This is a genomic window from Actinosynnema sp. NPDC059797, from assembly GCF_042732085.1.
In the GTDB taxonomy this organism is placed as follows: Bacteria; Actinomycetota; Actinomycetes; order Mycobacteriales; family Pseudonocardiaceae; genus Actinosynnema.
Window position 1 is genome coordinate 1 of record NZ_JBHWIE010000067.1, and the last position, 14,981, is coordinate 14,981.

15 protein-coding genes are annotated in these 14,981 nt (G+C 73.3%); 9 read left to right on the plus strand and 6 right to left on the minus strand.

The genetic code is table 11. The features are described from left to right. The coding region (locus ACFV4N_RS18220; protein ID WP_499673711.1) for a S8 family serine peptidase at positions 1–2,577 on the plus strand (2,577 nt) is incomplete at its 5' end. Between the two features lie 106 nt (positions 2,578–2,683). Here ACFV4N_RS18220 and ACFV4N_RS18225 read toward each other — a convergent pair. Then, the gene (locus ACFV4N_RS18225; RefSeq protein WP_499673712.1) at positions 2,684–3,283 is read right to left on the minus strand and encodes a YbaB/EbfC family nucleoid-associated protein; all 600 of its coding nucleotides are present in this window, start codon (positions 3,281–3,283) and stop codon (positions 2,684–2,686) included. 128 nt (positions 3,284–3,411) lie between these two features. Between ACFV4N_RS18225 and ACFV4N_RS18230 the strand changes: the two genes are divergently transcribed. The 3 genes from ACFV4N_RS18230 to ACFV4N_RS18240 are packed head-to-tail and all read left to right on the plus strand — an operon-like array spanning position 3,412 to position 5,179. After that, on the plus strand, positions 3,412–3,762 hold the full coding sequence (locus ACFV4N_RS18230) for a hypothetical protein (protein ID WP_499673713.1): 351 nt from the start codon (positions 3,412–3,414) through the stop codon (positions 3,760–3,762). Further along, on the plus strand, positions 3,759–4,583 hold the full coding sequence (locus ACFV4N_RS18235) for a WXG100 family type VII secretion target (protein ID WP_499673714.1): 825 nt from the start codon (positions 3,759–3,761) through the stop codon (positions 4,581–4,583). Before ACFV4N_RS18230 ends, ACFV4N_RS18235 begins: the two co-directional genes overlap by 4 nt. Next, positions 4,583–5,179: a hypothetical protein gene (locus tag ACFV4N_RS18240; RefSeq protein WP_499673715.1), complete on the plus strand. Its 597-nt coding sequence runs from the start codon at positions 4,583–4,585 to the stop codon at positions 5,177–5,179. The genes ACFV4N_RS18235 and ACFV4N_RS18240 overlap by 1 nt, the downstream gene beginning before the upstream one ends. A gap of 87 nt (positions 5,180–5,266) precedes the next feature. On the opposite strand, the gene hemQ is transcribed toward ACFV4N_RS18240, so the two are convergent. Genes hemQ through hemE form a run of 3 tightly spaced genes read right to left on the minus strand, consistent with a single transcriptional unit; the run spans position 5,267 to position 8,452 of the window. Beyond that, positions 5,267–5,959 carry a hydrogen peroxide-dependent heme synthase gene (gene hemQ / locus ACFV4N_RS18245; RefSeq protein ID WP_499673716.1) on the minus strand — a complete coding sequence of 231 codons (693 nt, stop codon included), beginning with the start codon at positions 5,957–5,959 and terminating at the stop codon, positions 5,267–5,269. A 25-nt stretch (positions 5,960–5,984) separates the two neighbouring features. Beyond that, the gene (gene hemG / locus ACFV4N_RS18250) at positions 5,985–7,403 is read right to left on the minus strand and encodes a protoporphyrinogen oxidase (RefSeq protein WP_499673717.1); all 1,419 of its coding nucleotides are present in this window, start codon (positions 7,401–7,403) and stop codon (positions 5,985–5,987) included. Continuing rightward, positions 7,400–8,452: a uroporphyrinogen decarboxylase gene (gene hemE, locus ACFV4N_RS18255; RefSeq protein WP_499673718.1), complete on the minus strand. Its 1,053-nt coding sequence runs from the start codon at positions 8,450–8,452 to the stop codon at positions 7,400–7,402. The genes hemG and hemE overlap by 4 nt, the downstream gene beginning before the upstream one ends. Before the next feature lie 84 nt (positions 8,453–8,536). Here hemE and ACFV4N_RS18260 point away from each other — a divergent pair, with 84 nt between their 5' ends. Further along, positions 8,537–9,073 (plus strand): DUF3000 domain-containing protein, encoded by a 537-nt coding sequence (locus tag ACFV4N_RS18260; RefSeq protein WP_344043217.1) that lies wholly within the window; start codon positions 8,537–8,539, stop codon positions 9,071–9,073. Between the two features lie 166 nt (positions 9,074–9,239). Here ACFV4N_RS18260 and ACFV4N_RS18265 read toward each other — a convergent pair whose 3' ends face one another. Beyond that, complete coding sequence (locus ACFV4N_RS18265) at positions 9,240–10,400, minus strand: dipeptidase (RefSeq protein WP_499673719.1); 1,161 nt, start codon at positions 10,398–10,400, stop codon at positions 9,240–9,242. A 254-nt stretch (positions 10,401–10,654) separates the two neighbouring features. On the opposite strand from ACFV4N_RS18265, the gene ACFV4N_RS18270 reads away from it, so the two are divergent. Both ACFV4N_RS18270 and ACFV4N_RS18275 read left to right on the plus strand, forming a co-directional pair. Continuing rightward, positions 10,655–11,371, plus strand: coding sequence for a response regulator (locus tag ACFV4N_RS18270; protein ID WP_015099292.1), 717 nt, complete (start codon positions 10,655–10,657; stop codon positions 11,369–11,371). Between the two features lie 68 nt (positions 11,372–11,439). Next, positions 11,440–12,687 carry an HRDC domain-containing protein gene (locus tag ACFV4N_RS18275; RefSeq protein WP_499673720.1) on the plus strand — a complete coding sequence of 416 codons (1,248 nt, stop codon included), beginning with the start codon at positions 11,440–11,442 and terminating at the stop codon, positions 12,685–12,687. A 144-nt stretch (positions 12,688–12,831) separates the two neighbouring features. Here the strand turns inward: ACFV4N_RS18275 and ACFV4N_RS18280 are convergent, their stop codons facing one another. Beyond that, positions 12,832–13,500: a MerR family transcriptional regulator gene (locus tag ACFV4N_RS18280; protein WP_499673721.1), complete on the minus strand. Its 669-nt coding sequence runs from the start codon at positions 13,498–13,500 to the stop codon at positions 12,832–12,834. 91 nt (positions 13,501–13,591) lie between these two features. Here ACFV4N_RS18280 and ACFV4N_RS18285 point away from each other — a divergent pair, with 91 nt between their 5' ends. Both ACFV4N_RS18285 and ACFV4N_RS18290 read left to right on the plus strand, forming a co-directional pair. After that, positions 13,592–14,521, plus strand: coding sequence for a hypothetical protein (locus ACFV4N_RS18285; RefSeq protein WP_499673722.1), 930 nt, complete (start codon positions 13,592–13,594; stop codon positions 14,519–14,521). Next, positions 14,518–14,967: an ABA4-like family protein gene (locus tag ACFV4N_RS18290; protein WP_499673723.1), complete on the plus strand. Its 450-nt coding sequence runs from the start codon at positions 14,518–14,520 to the stop codon at positions 14,965–14,967. The genes ACFV4N_RS18285 and ACFV4N_RS18290 overlap by 4 nt, the downstream gene beginning before the upstream one ends. The last annotated feature ends 14 nt before the right edge of the window (positions 14,968–14,981 follow it).

The window sequence follows — 14,981 nt, forward strand, 5'->3', positions numbered from 1 at the left end:
GACCTCGCGGGCAAGGAGGTCGCGCAGCGGAACTTCACCGACGCCCCCGACAACCTCGACCGCGACGGCCACGGCACCCACGTCGCCGCCACCATCGCCGGCGGCGACCGCCGATACCGGGGCGTCGCGCCCGACGCGCGCATCCTCGACGGCAAGGTCTGCGTGAACGGCGGCTGCCAGGAGTCGGCGATCCTGGCCGGCATGCAATGGGCCGCAGACCAAGGCGCCCACATCGTCAACCTCAGCCTCGGCGGCACCGACACCCCGGAACTGGACCCACTGGAACAAGCAGTCAACCGGCTGTCATCTGATATCGGGATTTTGTTCGTCGTCGCGGCGGGCAACTCCGGGCGGCGCGGCACGGTCGGCTCGCCGGGCAGCGCCGACGCCGCGCTGACCGTCGGCGCGGTGGATCGCCGGGACGGCATCGCACCCTTCTCCAGCCGCGGCCCCAGGATCGGCGACGGCGCGGTCAAACCCGACCTCACCGCACCCGGCGTGGACATCGTCGCCGCGCGGGCCGCCGAGGGCACCCTCGGCCTCCCCGTCGACGACCGGCACGTGGCCATGTCCGGCACGTCCATGGCCACCCCGCACGTCGCCGGCGCGGCCGCCCTGCTCGCCCAGCGGCACCCCGACTGGACCGGCACGCGGCTCAAGGCCGCGCTGACGGCCTCCGCCCGGCCCACCACCGGCCTGACCGCGTTCGACCAGGGCGCGGGCCGCGTCGACCTGACCCGCGCCATCACCACCGCGGTCGTGCCGGAGCCGGCGACCGTGAGCCTGGGCGCGCAGCGGTGGCCGCACCACGACGACACCCCCGTCACCAGGACCGTCACCTACCGCAACAGCGGTGACCAACCGGTCACCTACGACGTCGCGGTCGAAGCCGCGGGCCCGGACGGCTCGCCCGCGCCCGCGGGCATGTTCACCGCCACCCCGGCGCGGATCACCGTGCCCGCCGGCGGCGAGGCCACCGCGACCGTCACCGCCGACACCAGGGTCGGCGACGTGGACGGCGCGTTCTCCGGAGCCCTGGTCGCCGGCCCCGTCCGCACCCCGCTGGGCGTCACCCGCGAGGTCGAGAGCTACGACGTGTCGATCTCGCACGTCGACGCCGACGGAAACCCGGCCCCGGACCACACCACCGCGATCATCGGCCTGGACAACGACGTGGTCACCGGCCCGCACGACCCGGACGGCACCGTCACCACCCGCCTGCCCAGGGGCGAGTACCTGGCGCGCTCGGTCGTGCGCACCGGCGGCCGCACCGCCGTGCTCGGCCGGCCGAGCCTGACCGTCGACGGCGGGCACACCTCGTTCACCTTCGACGCCCGCGACGCCGGGCCGGTCCGCATCACCCCGCCCGTCGCGGGGACCACCCCGGAGATCCTCGACGTCAACCTCGCCCGCGTCGCCGGCGGACGGCTGCACGTGCTGAACACGGCGTTCCTGTCCCACGCCGGGGACACGTCCCTGGGCCACGTCGGCCCACGGCTGCCCGAGGACGGGCTGACCGTCTCGGTCGGCGCCCAGTTCAGCACCGCGCCGGTCGACGGGACGCAGGTCAACTACCGGTTCCGCTGGGTCGAGCGCGGCGCGGTGCCCACCGGGTTCACCCGCGCACCGGCCGAGGAGGACCTGGCCGAGGTGCGGACCGCCTTCGCGCCCGGCCCGGCGGGCCGCCACCACCTGCACAGCGGCAACGCCAGTCCCCCGGACGGCTCCGGCGGCTGGTCGGCGCTGCTGGCGGTGCCCGGCGACGGCGTGGTGGTCGACCGCGTCAACCCCGACGGCGTGACCTGGCTCTGGTCCTACCTGCGGCTCTCACCCCGGTGGCGGACCGAGGCCGACTACCTGTCGGGCAGCGACGCCTACGAGGCGGGCGGCCGGTACGCGCGGCGGTTCCTGTTCCCGGTGCTCGGACCCGGCCTCCCGGCGTTCGGCGGCGGCCACGCGTGGCAGTCCGGCGACCACCTGGTGGCGCGGGTGCCGCTGGTCGACGACGCCGACGGCAACCTGGCCAGGGCGGCGGGCGGGTCGACGCGCACCGCCCTGCACCGCGACGGGCGGCTGGTCGGGCAGGTGCGGGACCGGCCCGGCGAGTTCCTCGTGCCGGTCGGTCGGGCCGGCTACCGGCTGGAGCAGGAGGTCGTCCGCGACCCGGCGGTGTTCGAGTTCGCCACCCGGGTCGTCGGCGCCTGGACGTTCCACGCGGACGCCCTGCCCGCCGGCGAGTCCCGGCCGCTGCCGCTGTCGGTGGCGCGGTTCACGCCCCGGCTCGACGAGCACGGCGGCGCGCCCGCCGGACGCCTGCTGCGCGTCCCGTTCACCGTGGAGCAGCAACGGGGCGCGGACAGCGGCCGGGTGCGCCGGGTCCGGGTCGAGGTCTCCTTCGACGACGGCGCGACGTGGTCGGAGGTCCCGGTGGCGGGCGGCACCGCCCTCGTCCGCCACCCCGACGCGACCGGCTACGCCTCCCTGCGCGCCCACGGCTCCGACAGCGACGGCAACACCTTCGAGCACACGGTAATCCGTGCCTACAAAATCAACCGACAGATGACAAGTAACAAATAGCAGATTTTGTCACTCGGAACTCGTTGGTCGGCTGACAGGATCGGTCAGCCGACAGGTGTTGTGTGTCCCGGAGTCGTGTGCCTGGGAATCGCGTGTCCTGGAGTCGTCACCACGTGTCCCGGCGGAAGATCGAGCCGGTGCCCTCGTCCGGGTCCTCCTCCACCGGCGGGCGGCGCGCGGGCCGCGACTGCGGCGGCTGTGGCGGCTGCGACTGCTGCGGTGCCGGCGGCTGCTGCACCGGGGGCTGCGGCGCCGGGGGCGCGGGCGGGTAGGGGGCCTGCTGCGGCGCGGCCGACTGGAGGAACTGGCCCAGCGGCTGCTGTTGCTGCGGCGGCGGGAACCCCTTCGGCGGGGCCTGCACCGGCGGCGTGGCCGAGATGCCCAGCTGCGAGGCGTCGATCGAGCTGTCCTCCAGCAGCGGCGCGGCCAGGCCCTGGACCTGCTGGGCCGCCGCCGACGTCGCCTGGAAGACCACGTTCAGCAGGTTCGACGCCAGTTGGCGGCCGCCGCCGCGCAGCGCGCGGTCGTCGATCCGCAGGTCCACGAGCTGGCCGTTGGCGGTCACGGTCGCGGTGAGCATCCCGTCGGGCGACTGCCTGGTCACCCGCAGGTTCGCCAACTGACCCTGGAGCTCGTCGGCCTGCTGCTGCTTCTCCGCGGCGAGCCGGGTCAGGCGGTCCAGCTTCTGCTCCAGGTCTTCCCGCATCGCACCCTCGCTCCGTGGTCGGTGTCCGGGTGGCAGGCTAGTGCACCGAACGGTGGGTGATTTCCGGATCCGGTGGAACCGCGGCGGGCGTCCCGTCGTCGGAGCAACCGCAGCCGAAAGGGGGCGCGATGACGGCGAAGTTCGACGTCAGGCTCGAGGGCATCCTCGAGTTCGCCGGCACGTCAGAGCGGCGGGGCGACCGGTTCGACCAGGTCGTAGCCGCGTTGGAGGCGGCCCGGGTGGGGCGCGAGTCGTTCGGGAAGATGCCGTCCAGCGGCGAGATCTACGCGACCTACGAGGAGCGGGTCAACTCCACGCTGACCGACCTCAAGGAGTGCGCCGAGGCGATGCGCGACATCGCCGAGTCGATGCGCGACACCCACCAGGAGTACCAGAACCACGACACCGGCCTGGGTCGGCTCATGGACCAGGTCTCGCAGGGCCTGTCCGGCATCACGGTCCCGAGGGTGGGCGGATGAGCCCGAGCACGACCATCGAGGTCAACAACAAGATCGAAACGTTCCTCAACGGCTGCCCCGGGCCGGTGCAGGGCATCATCCGGCCGCTGCTCACGCCGTTCCTGGAGGCCGTCGACTGGGTCGCGGGCGACCCGGACGACCTGATCCGCGCCGCGGACGCGTGGGAGAAGGCCGCCACCGACATCCGCGCGATCGTCTCCGACGAGGCGAGCTCCCGGCAGGCCGTCACCGGCTTGTGGCAGGGCCCGGCCGCGGACAAGTTCAACGCGAAGCTCACCGAGATCGAGGAGCAGGTCGACCAGCTCGCCCAGAACGTGCAGGACACGTCCGGGATGCTGGTCGAGGCCGCCAAGGGCTGCGTCGACGCGGCCAACCTGATCATCGACCTGATCATCGACCTGATCATGATGCTGGTGACCGACCTGCTGGTCAGCCTCTCGCTGTCGGTGATCAGCTTCGGCGCCTCGCTGGCCGCCGGCGCCGCCGCGGCCGCCGCGAAGGCCGCCGCCACGCTCGGCAAGGTCATGAAGATCGTGCAGAAGCTGGCCGACCTGCTGATGAAGCTGTCGAACCTGCTGCGCAAACTCGCCGAGGCCGCCAAGGCGTACAAGGAGGGCCTGAAGGCGATCAAGGCCCTGAAGAAGGCCGCGGGCACGTTCAGCAAGGAGGGCATCGCCCTCGGCGTGATGAAGTCCGCCTACACGGCGCCGGTCCGCATCCCGCTCGGCCAGGTGCTCGGCGAGTCGGTGCCCGGCGGCCCGGCGGGCGGCCTGTTCAACATGGGCAAGGACGTCTACAACTACGCCACGGACGACGACTGATGCCGTTGGTCGACGACCTGGAGGTGTGGGGCGACGAGGCGCGGGCGGCGCTGCCGGCCGGTGAGGCCCTGCTCGCCCTCGCCTCGGTCGGCGTGGCCTACGGGGCGCGCGGCGGTGCCGAGCCGGACTTCTGGACCACCCCGGTCGGCCGGGTGACCGACCGGATGGCCCGCGCCGTGCCCACCGAGGGCTGGGTCGGCAAGGCCGTGGCCGGGGTCGGCGGCGTCGCGTTCTCCGCACCGTCGCTGGACCTGCCCGCCGGGTTCCCGGAGCGCTGGCTCGGCGGGCGCACCTGCTTCGGGCCCGCCGGGTCCCTGGCCAGGCAGGTCGAGGCCGCCGCCACCGGGCACAGCTTCCTGGCCGTGACCTCGCGGCGGGTGGCGGTGCTGGTCAAGGACGGCGAGCGGCTGCGCGAGGTGTGGGGCGTGCCGCGCGGTGACGTGGTGGCGGCCCGCCGCCGTCCCCGGCTGCTCGCGCGAGGGCGGTTCGGCCTGGTCTTCCGGGACGGCTCGTGGATCGTGCTGGGCACGTTCGGCGCGCACGTCGGCAGCGCCCACGCCAAGCGGGTCGTCGCCGCGCTCGGCACGGCGGGCTGACCGGGTCGCTCCCCCCGGGGCGGCCGCGCGAACGGCCGCCCTCGCGGATGATCGCCCTGGCGAACGACCGCCCTGGCGTGCGCGGCCTTACGGCAGGTTCGTGACCAGCTCGGCGGCCGGCACGCGGGTGCCCGTGTAGAACGGGATCTCCTCGCGCACGTGGCGGCGCGCCTCGGTGCCGCGCAGGTGCCGCATCAGGTCCACGATCCGGTGCAGCTCGTCGGCCTCGAACGCGAGGATCCACTCGTAGTCGCCGAGCGCGAACGACGCGACCGTGTTCGCCCGCACGTCCGGGTAGTCCCGCGCCTCCTTGCCGTGGTCGGCGAGCATCTTGCGGCGCTCGTCGTCGGGCAGCAGGTACCACTCGTAGGACCGCACGAACGGGTACACGCAGACGTACTTGCGCGCCTCCTCGCCGGCCAGGAACGCCGGGATGTGGCTGCGGTTGAACTCCGCGGGCCGGTGCAGCGCGACCTGGCTCCACACCGGGACCGAGACGCGGCCCAGCGCGGTGCGGCGGAACCCGGTGTAGGCCTGCTGGACCTGCTCGATCTCCTCGGCGTGCCACCAGATCATGAAGTCGGCGTCCGCGCGCAGGCCCGCCACGTCGTACACCCCGCGCACCACCACGCCCTTGGCGGCCAGGCCGTCCAGGTACTCCTGGGCCTCCGCGGCGGCCGGGCCGCGGTCGTCGGGCAGCCGGCCGGGCTCCACCCGGAAGACCGACCACATGGTGTAGCGGATGGTGTCGTTGAGCTCGTTGTAGTTCAGGCGGGCCATGGCCCCATCCTCCCACTCGCGGTGTTCACCGGATCCGTCCCAGCACGTGAGAGGCGACACGGGCGGCGGCGGCGTCACCGGTGGCGACGCACGCGGGGATGCCGACGCCGTGCAGCGTCGCGCCCGCCACGGCCAGGCCGGGCACCGCGGCGACCGCGTCCTCGATGTCGCGCACCAGGTCCAGGTGGCCCACCCCGTACTGGGGCAGGCCGCCGCCCCACCGGGTGACGACCGCGTCGACCGGCGTGGCCGTGACGCCGGTCAGCCGGGCCAGGTCGTGCCGGACGGCCGCGACCAGCTCGTCGTCGTCGCGCTGGAGCAGGTGGGCCTCGCCGTGCCTGCCGACGCTGCCGCGCACCAGCACCGGCTCACCCGCCAGGTGGTCCCACTTGCGGCTGGAGAAGGTGAACGCCTTGGCGGTGAACGGCGTGCCGTCCGCGTCGCGCTCGCCCTCGGCGATCAGCACGCCGGAGCGCTCGGGCAGCTCGCTGCCGGGCGGCAGGGCCAGCGCCACCACCGCCATGGACGCCAGCTCGACCTCGCCGTAGCGGCGGGACGCGACGGGCGCGACGTCGGCGAGCAACCTGCGCGCGGCGGGCGCGGGCACGGCCAGCACGACGCCGTCGACGTCCAGGTGCTCCGGCGCGGCGGCCGAGCCGATCTCCAGGCGCCAGCCCTGGTCGAGGCGGGCCAGGGCGCGCACCGGCAGGCCCAGCCGCACGCGCGCGTCCGCCACCTCGGCCAGCCGGTGGACCAGCGTGGACAGGCCGTCGCGCAGCGTGCCGAAGACAGGCGGTCGGGGGACCCTCGGCTGGGGTGGCGCGGGCATCGTGGTGGCGGCGGCCGCCAGCAGCGAGCCGACGCCGGAGTCCAGCGCGGTGGCCAGTTGCGGCATGGTGGCGCGCAGGCCCAGGTGCTCGGTGCGACCCGCGTAGACGCCGCCCAGCAGCGGCCCGACCAGGCGGTCCGCCACCTCGGGTCCGAAGCGCTCGGTCAGCAGCGCGCCCACGGCGACGTCGCCGCCGTCGAGCCGGATCGGCGGCAGGGTGGGTTCGGCGGCGACGCGCCGCACCCCCTCCGGCGACAGCACGTGCCGCACGGCCTCCACCGACGCGGGGACACCCATCAGCGTGTGCGCGGGCACGGACCGGGTGGCGCCGCCCGCGTGGATGCTCGCCGCCGCGCGGCTCGGGTGCACCAGCCGGTCGCCCAGGCCCAGTTCGGCGACCAGCTCGGCGGCCTCGGGGCGGCGGTGCAGGAACGCCTCCGCGCCCACGTCGTAGGCGCGCCCGCCGACCTCGACGGTGCGCAGCTTGCCGCCCAGCCGGTCGGCCTGCTCGACCACGGTGATCTCCGCGGCGGGGCCGAGCAGGTGCCGCAGGCGGTGCGCGGCGGCCAGGCCCGAGATCCCGCCGCCGACCACCGCGACGCGCAACGCCCTCACCTCGTCCGGTGCACCAGCTCGACGGCCCGGGTGATCACGTCCGGGTCGGTGTCGGGCAGCACGCCGTGGCCGAGGTTGAAGATGTGGCCCGCGGCGGCCTCGCCCTCGCGCTTGATCCGCTCGACCTCGCGCTCCAGCGCGGGCAGGCCCGCGAACAGCAGCGCCGGGTCGAGGTTGCCCTGGACCACCGGCGGCGGCAGGTGCGGCGCGGCCTCCCGGAGGCGCTTGACCGCCACGTCCAGCGGGGTGCGCCAGTCGACGCCGACCACGTCCGCGCCGGCCTCGCGCATGGCGGGCAGCAGCTCGGAGGTGCCGACGCCGAAGTGGATGCGCGGCACGCCCTCGACGCCGCCCAGCACCTTCTTCGAGTGCGGGAGGACGAACTCGCGGTAGTCGCGCTCGGACAGCGCGCCCGCCCACGAGTCGAACAGCTGCACCGCCTTGACGCCCGCCGCGACCTGCACGCGCAGGAACTCGGCGGTGATGCCGGCGAGCTTGTCCAGCAGCGCGTGCCACAGCGCGGGGTCGCCGTGCATGAGCGCCTTGGTGCGCTCGTGGTGCTTGCTGGGCCCGCCCTCGACCAGGTAGGAGGCGAGGGTGAAGGGCGCGCCCGCGAACCCGATCAGCGGGACGTCGCCCAGTGCGGCGTTGAGCAGCCCGATCGCCTCGACCACCGGCCGCACCTGCTCCTCGTGCAGGTCGGGCAGCCGGTCGACGTCGGCGCGCGTGGACACCGGTTCGGCGACCACGGGCCCGGTGCCCGGCACGATGTCGAGGTCGACGCCGGCGGCCTTGAGCGGCACGACGATGTCGGAGAACAGGATCGCGCCGTCCACGTCGTGCCTGCGGACCGGCTGGAGGGTGATCTCGCAGACCATCTCCGGGTCCATGCAGGCGTCCAGCATCGCGGTGCCTTCGCGGAGCTTGCGGTACTCCGGCAGCGAGCGGCCCGCCTGGCGCATGAACCAGACGGGGGTGCGGGCCGGCCGGCCGCCGCGCGCGGCCACGAGCAACGGGGCTTCGGTGATGTCGTTCATCTCGCCCGACATCGTCCCACGGGTTGGTCGGCGGGCGGGCCGGGGTCCGGCGTGCCGCGCTCACGTCGCGCCCCCGGGAGGCATACAGTCCGTGGTGTGACGGAGCCCGAACTGTTCCGGCGTGCGGTGGCGACGCTCAGGTCGGTGCGGACCCGGCCCGAATTGGAGCTGACCGAGGTGCGCCCGCCGCAGCGGCTGGCGCCCTGGGCCTTCGCGCTGACCGCGGAGGTGACCGGGCCCGGCGACGAGCTGTCCACCGGGCGACTGGTGCTGCTGCACGACCCGGACGGCGTCGAGGCGTGGTCCGGGGTCTTCCGGCTGGTCGCCTACGTGCGGGTGGAGCTGGACGCCGAGCTGGCCGCCGACCCGCTGCTGCCGGAGGTCGGCTGGTCGTGGCTGTCCGAGGCGCTGGAGGTGGCGGGCGCCGGGTTCCTGGCCCTGGGCGGCACGGTGACCCAGACGTCGTCGGCCCGGTTCGGCGACATCGCCGGCCCGGCCCGCACCGACGACCTGGAGCTGCGGGCCTCGTGGACGGCCCGCACGGAGGACCTGTCGGCGCACGGCACGGCGTTCTACGACCTGATGGCCACGGCCGTGGGGCTCCCGCCGATCGGCGTGACCTCCCTGCGATAGCCCACCGGCCACCGCCCACACCGCACGTCAGCCGTCATCCGTCATCCCCCTGACAAAATCCGTCATCTGTCATCCGCCCGACAGTTGGCAGATGACGGATGACGGATGACGGATGACGATCAACCGCCGCTGTCAGTCGGACGTCGTCGTCTCGGACGTCGTCGTCTCAGTTTTCGTTGTCGCGGAGCACGCGCAGGGCGTTGCGGCCCGCGAGCTTGGCGCAGTCGTCCTCGCTCCACCCGCGGTCGAGCAGCGCGGCGAACAGGTCGGGGTAGCAGGAGACGTCCGCCATGCCCTCGGGCTGGTCGGCCACGCCGTCGTAGTCGCCGCCGAGCCCGATGTGGTCGATGCCGGCCACCTCGCGGGCGTGCTCCAGGTGCGCCACGACGTCGTCGACGGTGACCCGCGGGGTCGGCTCGGGCCAGCCGGCGGCGAACCGGTGGCGGGCTTCCAGGTCGTTGTGGCTCTCCCCCGCCGCGTCCATGGCCTCCTTGAGGCGGAGGTCCCAGGCCGCGTAGGCCGCGGAGACGAACTGGGGCACGAAGGTGACCATGAGGACGCCGCCGTTGCCCTCCAGCCGCTCCAGCACGTCGTCGGGGACGTTGCGCGGGTGGTCGGCGACGGCCCGGCAGGACGAGTGGCTGAACACGACCGGCCGCGAGGTGGTGTCCAGCGCGTCGCGCATGGTGGACGGGGCCACGTGGGACAGGTCGACCAGCATCCCGACGCGGTTCATCTCCCGCACGACCTCGCGCCCGAAGTCGGTCAGGCCGCCGTGGACGGGCTCGTCGGTGGCCGAGTCGGCCCACGGGGTGTTCTCGTTGTGGGTGAGGGTCATGTAGCGCACGCCGAGCCTGCGCAAGGCCCGCAGGACGCCCAACGAGCCGTTGATGGAGTGTCCGCCCTCCGCGCCGATCAGGGAGGCTATCCGCCCGTCGGCGAACGCCCGTTCGGCCTCGTCGGCGGTGGTGGCCAGGCGGAGGTGGGCGGGGTAGCGTGCGGCGAGGTCGTGGACCAACTCCACTTGCTCCAGCACGGCGGTGACGGCTGCGTCGCCCGCCAGTCGGCACGGGACCCAGACGGACCAGAACTGCATCCCCAACCGGCCCTCGCGGGCGCGCACCAGGTCGGTCTGCAACGCCGCCTGGCGCGTCGTCAGGTCGACGACCGAGGCGCTCGCGGCCGGATCGCCCGGCGTTGACTTTTCACTGAATTGCCCGGCGGCGACGAGGTCGCGCAGCGCCCACGGCAGGTCGTTGTGGCCGTCGACCAGAGGCACCCGGGCCAGCAGTTCCTCGGCCCGGTCCCGACCTGTGGTGCTCGCCACGGGCAACTCCTAGATGTCGTCATGAGAACGGTTCGCGTTACGCGACCGTTCGAGTTGTCCACCGATCGTGTGACGGCGAGAGCCATCAGTGACAACTCATTCGGGATAGATACCCGATTGATCGTCCCGTAGACCCGCTTGGGCGGCTACGCTGCCCCAGACGACACCACTTTCGGTCGATCAGTGGCGCGGCTGATTGGACGAAAGTCCCGGTGCCGGTCGGGGGGCACGACCGACTCCAGGGAGGTAGTGACGTGGCTGCCGTCGGCTTAGGTCAGGCCGTTCGTACCACGCCAGCCGGCTCGTTGCCGGCGAACATGGTCCCGCACCCGCGGGAGGAGCTTTTTTCGGTGTTGGTGGTCGACGACCACCCGCTGCTGAGGGAGGCGATAAGCGCTCGGCTCACCCAGATGGGAGCCGGGACAGTGCATGAGGCGGCTTCGGTCGCGGAGGCTCGGGCGCGGGCACTCGCAACCGGACCGTGTGATCTCGCGATCCTCGATCTGGGTCTGCCGGATGGCACCGGCATCGACCTGGTCACGGAACTCCGTGCCCAGGGCTGGCCCCGCATCGTGGTCCTCGCGTCCTCCGACGACCCCTACGCGGTCAGGTCGGCCTTCCAGGCGGGCGCCCAGGCGTACCTGCTGAAGTCCGCCTCTCCGATGGTGGTCACCGACGGGGTGCGCCGGGTCCTCGACGGCGGCGTCTACGCGGACCCGAGCGTCGCGCCCGTGCTCGCCGCGGGCACGAGGGTGCCGGGCACCGACAACACGCCGCGGGAACTGTCCGCGCGTGAGGTCGAGGTCCTCCAGCTGGTCGCCGATGGCCAGAGCAACAAGGAGATCGGCGAAGCGCTCAGCCTTTCCGCGCTGACGGTGAAGTCTCACCTGTCGCGGATCGGGCGCAAGCTGGGCACCGGGGATCGGGCTCAGATGGTCGCGCTGGCCATGCGTGCCGGCGTGATCCGCTGAGGCGGGTTACCGCACTGAACCGGCCGAACACACCCGCGAGTGGTGCGTTCGTCGTAGGGTCTTCCGCCGTGGACGTACCCTCCGACGAGCCAACCGAACCAACCGGGGCTGATCCGGTGCCGCTGGTGGAACCCGCTGACGGGGTGCCGCCTGTCGTCGCCGACGCTCCGTCGCTCCGGCGTGCCGCTGAGGCGCTCGCCGGGGCGACGGGTCCGGTCGCGGTGGACACCGAGCGAGCCTCGGGCTACCGCTACTCGCAACGGGCCTACCTGGTGCAGTTGCGCCGGGCAGGCGCCGGGACCGTGCTGGTCGACCCGATCGCCCTCGGCGGTCGGCTCGACCCGCTGGTCGAGGCGCTGGACGGGACCGAGTGGGTGTTGCACGCAGCGTCCCAGGACCTGCCGTGCCTCGCCGAACTCGGGCTGCGTCCGAGCGCGTTGTTCGACACCGAGCTGGCGGGCAGGCTGGCCGGTTTCGAGCGGGTGGCGCTGGGCACGCTCGTCGAGCGGCTGTTGGGCTACAGGCTGGAGAAGGGGCACGGTGCGGCCGACTGGTCGCGCCGGCCCCTTCCCGCCGAATGGCTGAACTACGCCGCGCTCGACGTCGAACTGCTGATCGAGCTGCGCGACGTGCTCGAACAGGAGCTCAAGCGGCAGGGGAAGCTGGAGTGGGCGCTCGAGGAGTTCGAGGCGGCCCGCACGGCCCCCCTGCCGCGCCCGCGCGCGGAGCCGTGGCGCCGCACGTCGGGCATCCACCGGATACGCAACCCGAGGCAGCTGGCCGCGGTGCGCTCCCTGTGGGAGGCCCGTGACGCCCTCGCCCGGGAGCGCGACATCGCGCCGGGCCGGGTGCTGCCGGACTCGGCGCTGGTCGAGGCCGCTTCCCGCAACCCGGCGGACGAGCAGTCCCTCCTCGCCCTGCCCGTCTTCCGCGGCCGGGCGCAACGACGCATGGCCGGTGTGTGGCTGGGCGCGCTCCAACGCGCCGCGGCCCTGCCCCGGGCCGAACTGCCCGAGGCATCCCAGCAGCACGACGGCCCGCCACCGCCCAACCGCTGGGCGGACAAGGACCCGGCCGCCGCCGCCCGCCTGGCCGCCGCCCGCGCGGCGCTGACCGCCATCGCGGAGGCCAACACCCTGCCCGTGGAGAACCTGCTGCTCCCGGACCTGGTGCGGCGCACCTGCTGGCAACCACCGGCCGACACCACCCCCACCGGCGTGGCCGAGGCCCTGCGCGAGGCGGGCGCCCGCGACTGGCAGGTCGACCTGACCGCCACGGCGCTCTCCGAGGCCCTCAACACCCCACCGCCGACGTAGAACTCGGGGTGTCCGAACGTACGACTCGCGGGTCCGGAACGTACGACTCGCGGGCTCCGGGCGCATGACACGCCCGGCCTGAGCGCATGACACGCGCGTGTCATGCGCTCAGGTCTCGCGTGTCATGCGTTCGAGCCCTGCGTGTCATGCGTTCCGGGTGGGTGAGTTGTGCGTTCCGGGTGAGCCGGGTCGGGCTTCGGTGGCCGCGCGGCGTTCGGAGACCTCGCGGCGGGCCATCGCGCGCAGGGCCGCGACGGCCGCGTCGCCCAGGAACGTGCCCATGACGACGCCCTCCAGCGCCTCGTCCTTCGACGCCATCCGCAGCACGTAGTCCAGGTCGACCTCGGCCAGGTGGGCGCAGGCCCGCGCGTAGTCGTCCAGCAGGTCGACGAACCCGTGCTGCCCGACCTCGCGCGCCGTGGTCAGCACGCCGACCAGCGCCTTGAACGTGTACGACCCCGGTCGGCAGGTCCACCCCTGCCGCTCCACGAACGCCCGCGCCTGCTCGTACGCCACCTCGTCGGACACGTCGATGTCCGGCTGCGCCACCGCGGCCGACACCGTGCCCATCGCCTTGTGCAGCGACGTGTCCGGGTCGTCCAGCGCCCCGAGCACGTCGCGGACCGCGGCGATCGACAGCCCGCCCATCTCGACCAGCGCCCGCACGAGCCGCAGCCGGTGCAGGTGGGCGTCGGTGTAGCGCGCCTGGTTGGGGCTGGTCAGCTCACCGGCCGGCAGCAGCCCTTCCCGCAGGTAGTACTTGATCGTCGGCACGGGCACACCGCTGCGCCGGCTCAACTCCGCGATGCGCATGGGCACGCACCCCTTCCTGAGAGACCCCTCAGCATGGATACTGTAGCTATCCGATAGTAGAAAGTGCCGCTATCCATACGAGGAGTCCGACATGACCCGCTTGCTGCGGTGGCATCCGCCGCTGATGGTGTTCTCCCTGCTCATGACCGCCCTCGTCGTCGTCTCGTCGGTGGGCATGGTCGTGGACGACCGGATTCTGGTCGGCTCGCCGATCTGGTTCAAACCGTTCAAGTTCAGCGCGTCCCTCGCCCTCTACGGCGTCACACTGGCCTGGATGCTGACCTTCGTCACCCGCTTCCGCCGCACCGCCTGGTGGGCGGGCACCGTCATCGCCGCCTGCTCCGCGGTCGAGATGGTGGTCATCGTCGGCCAGGTCGCCCGGGGCGAGCGGAGCCACTTCAACGTCGCCACGCCGTTCGACGAGGCGCTGTGGAACGTCATGGCGGTCTCGATCATGACCCTGTGGGTCATGCACGCGGTGATCTCGGTGGCGCTGGCCTTCACCCGCTTCAGCGACCGCACGGCCGGTGCGGCGATCCGGCTCGGCCTGGTCCTGGCCCTGGTCGGCCTGGCCCTGGGCCTGCTGATGACCGCGAACGTGGACGCCGGGGAGATGGCCGCAGGCATCGTCGGGTCGCACAGCGTCGGCGTGCCGTCCGGCGGCCCGCAGATGCCGCTGACCGGCTGGAACACCACGGGCGGCGACCTGCGGGTCCCCCACTTCGTCGGCATCCACGCCCTCCAGGTGGTCCCGCTGGCCGTGATCCTGTTCCGCCGCCGCGCGAACCGCCCGTTCGCCTGGGCGGTCGCGATCGGCTACGCGGGCCTGATGGCCCTGGTCACCTGGCAGGCGCTGCGCGGCCAGCCGCTGCTGCGGCCGGACCTGCTCACGGCGCTGGGCGCGCTGGCCGTGGCGACCTGGACCGTCGGGGCGGGCGCACTGGCGCTGCGGGCGCGACCGGCGGAGCGGCAGGGGAACTCCGGGGAGCCGCGGGACGAGCGGGAGCCGGTGGCGGTGTGACCGGCTTCCTGTTCGAGATCACGTTCTGGCTCACCGTCCCGTTCTGGGGGCTGATGGTCTTCGCGCCGACGTGGGCGTGGACGCCGCGCGTCGTCTCCTCGCCGCTGATCGCGGTGCCGCCGCTGGTCGTCTACACCGCGCTGGTCGCCGGGCACCTGCCCGAGTTGTGGGCGACGATGAGCAGCCCGGAGCTCGGTGAACTGCGGGAGTTCCTGGGCACGTCGTGGGGCGCCTCGGCGGTGTGGGCGCAGGTGCTGGCGTGGGACCTGCTGATCGGGGCGTGGATGTACCGCGAGAGCCGCAGGCTGGGGCTGAACCCGCTGCTCATGGGCCCGCTGCTGGTGTTCACGATCATCCTGTCCCCGTTCGGTTTCGCGGTCTTCCTCCTCATCCGGGCGCGCTGTGACAGACCCGACAGGGCCACCACCGTGGTTACCGACCAGTAACTGGGGCTAGAGTT

Bases quoted from the DNA above. Each gene is read 5' to 3' on its own strand.
- ACFV4N_RS18225 (WP_499673712.1), bottom strand. From the start codon at position 3,283: ATGCGGGAAGACCTGGAGCAGAAGCTGGACCGCCTGACCCGGCTCGCC.
- ACFV4N_RS18230 (WP_499673713.1), top strand. From the start codon at position 3,412: ATGACGGCGAAGTTCGACGTCAGGCTCGAGGGCATCCTCGAGTTCGCC.
- ACFV4N_RS18235 (WP_499673714.1), top strand. From the start codon at position 3,759: ATGAGCCCGAGCACGACCATCGAGGTCAACAACAAGATCGAAACGTTC.
- ACFV4N_RS18240 (WP_499673715.1), top strand. From the start codon at position 4,583: ATGCCGTTGGTCGACGACCTGGAGGTGTGGGGCGACGAGGCGCGGGCG.
- hemQ (WP_499673716.1), bottom strand. From the start codon at position 5,959: ATGGCCCGCCTGAACTACAACGAGCTCAACGACACCATCCGCTACACC.
- hemE (WP_499673718.1), bottom strand. From the start codon at position 8,452: ATGTCGGGCGAGATGAACGACATCACCGAAGCCCCGTTGCTCGTGGCC.
- ACFV4N_RS18280 (WP_499673721.1), bottom strand. From the start codon at position 13,500: ATGCGCATCGCGGAGTTGAGCCGGCGCAGCGGTGTGCCCGTGCCGACG.
- ACFV4N_RS18285 (WP_499673722.1), top strand. From the start codon at position 13,592: ATGACCCGCTTGCTGCGGTGGCATCCGCCGCTGATGGTGTTCTCCCTG.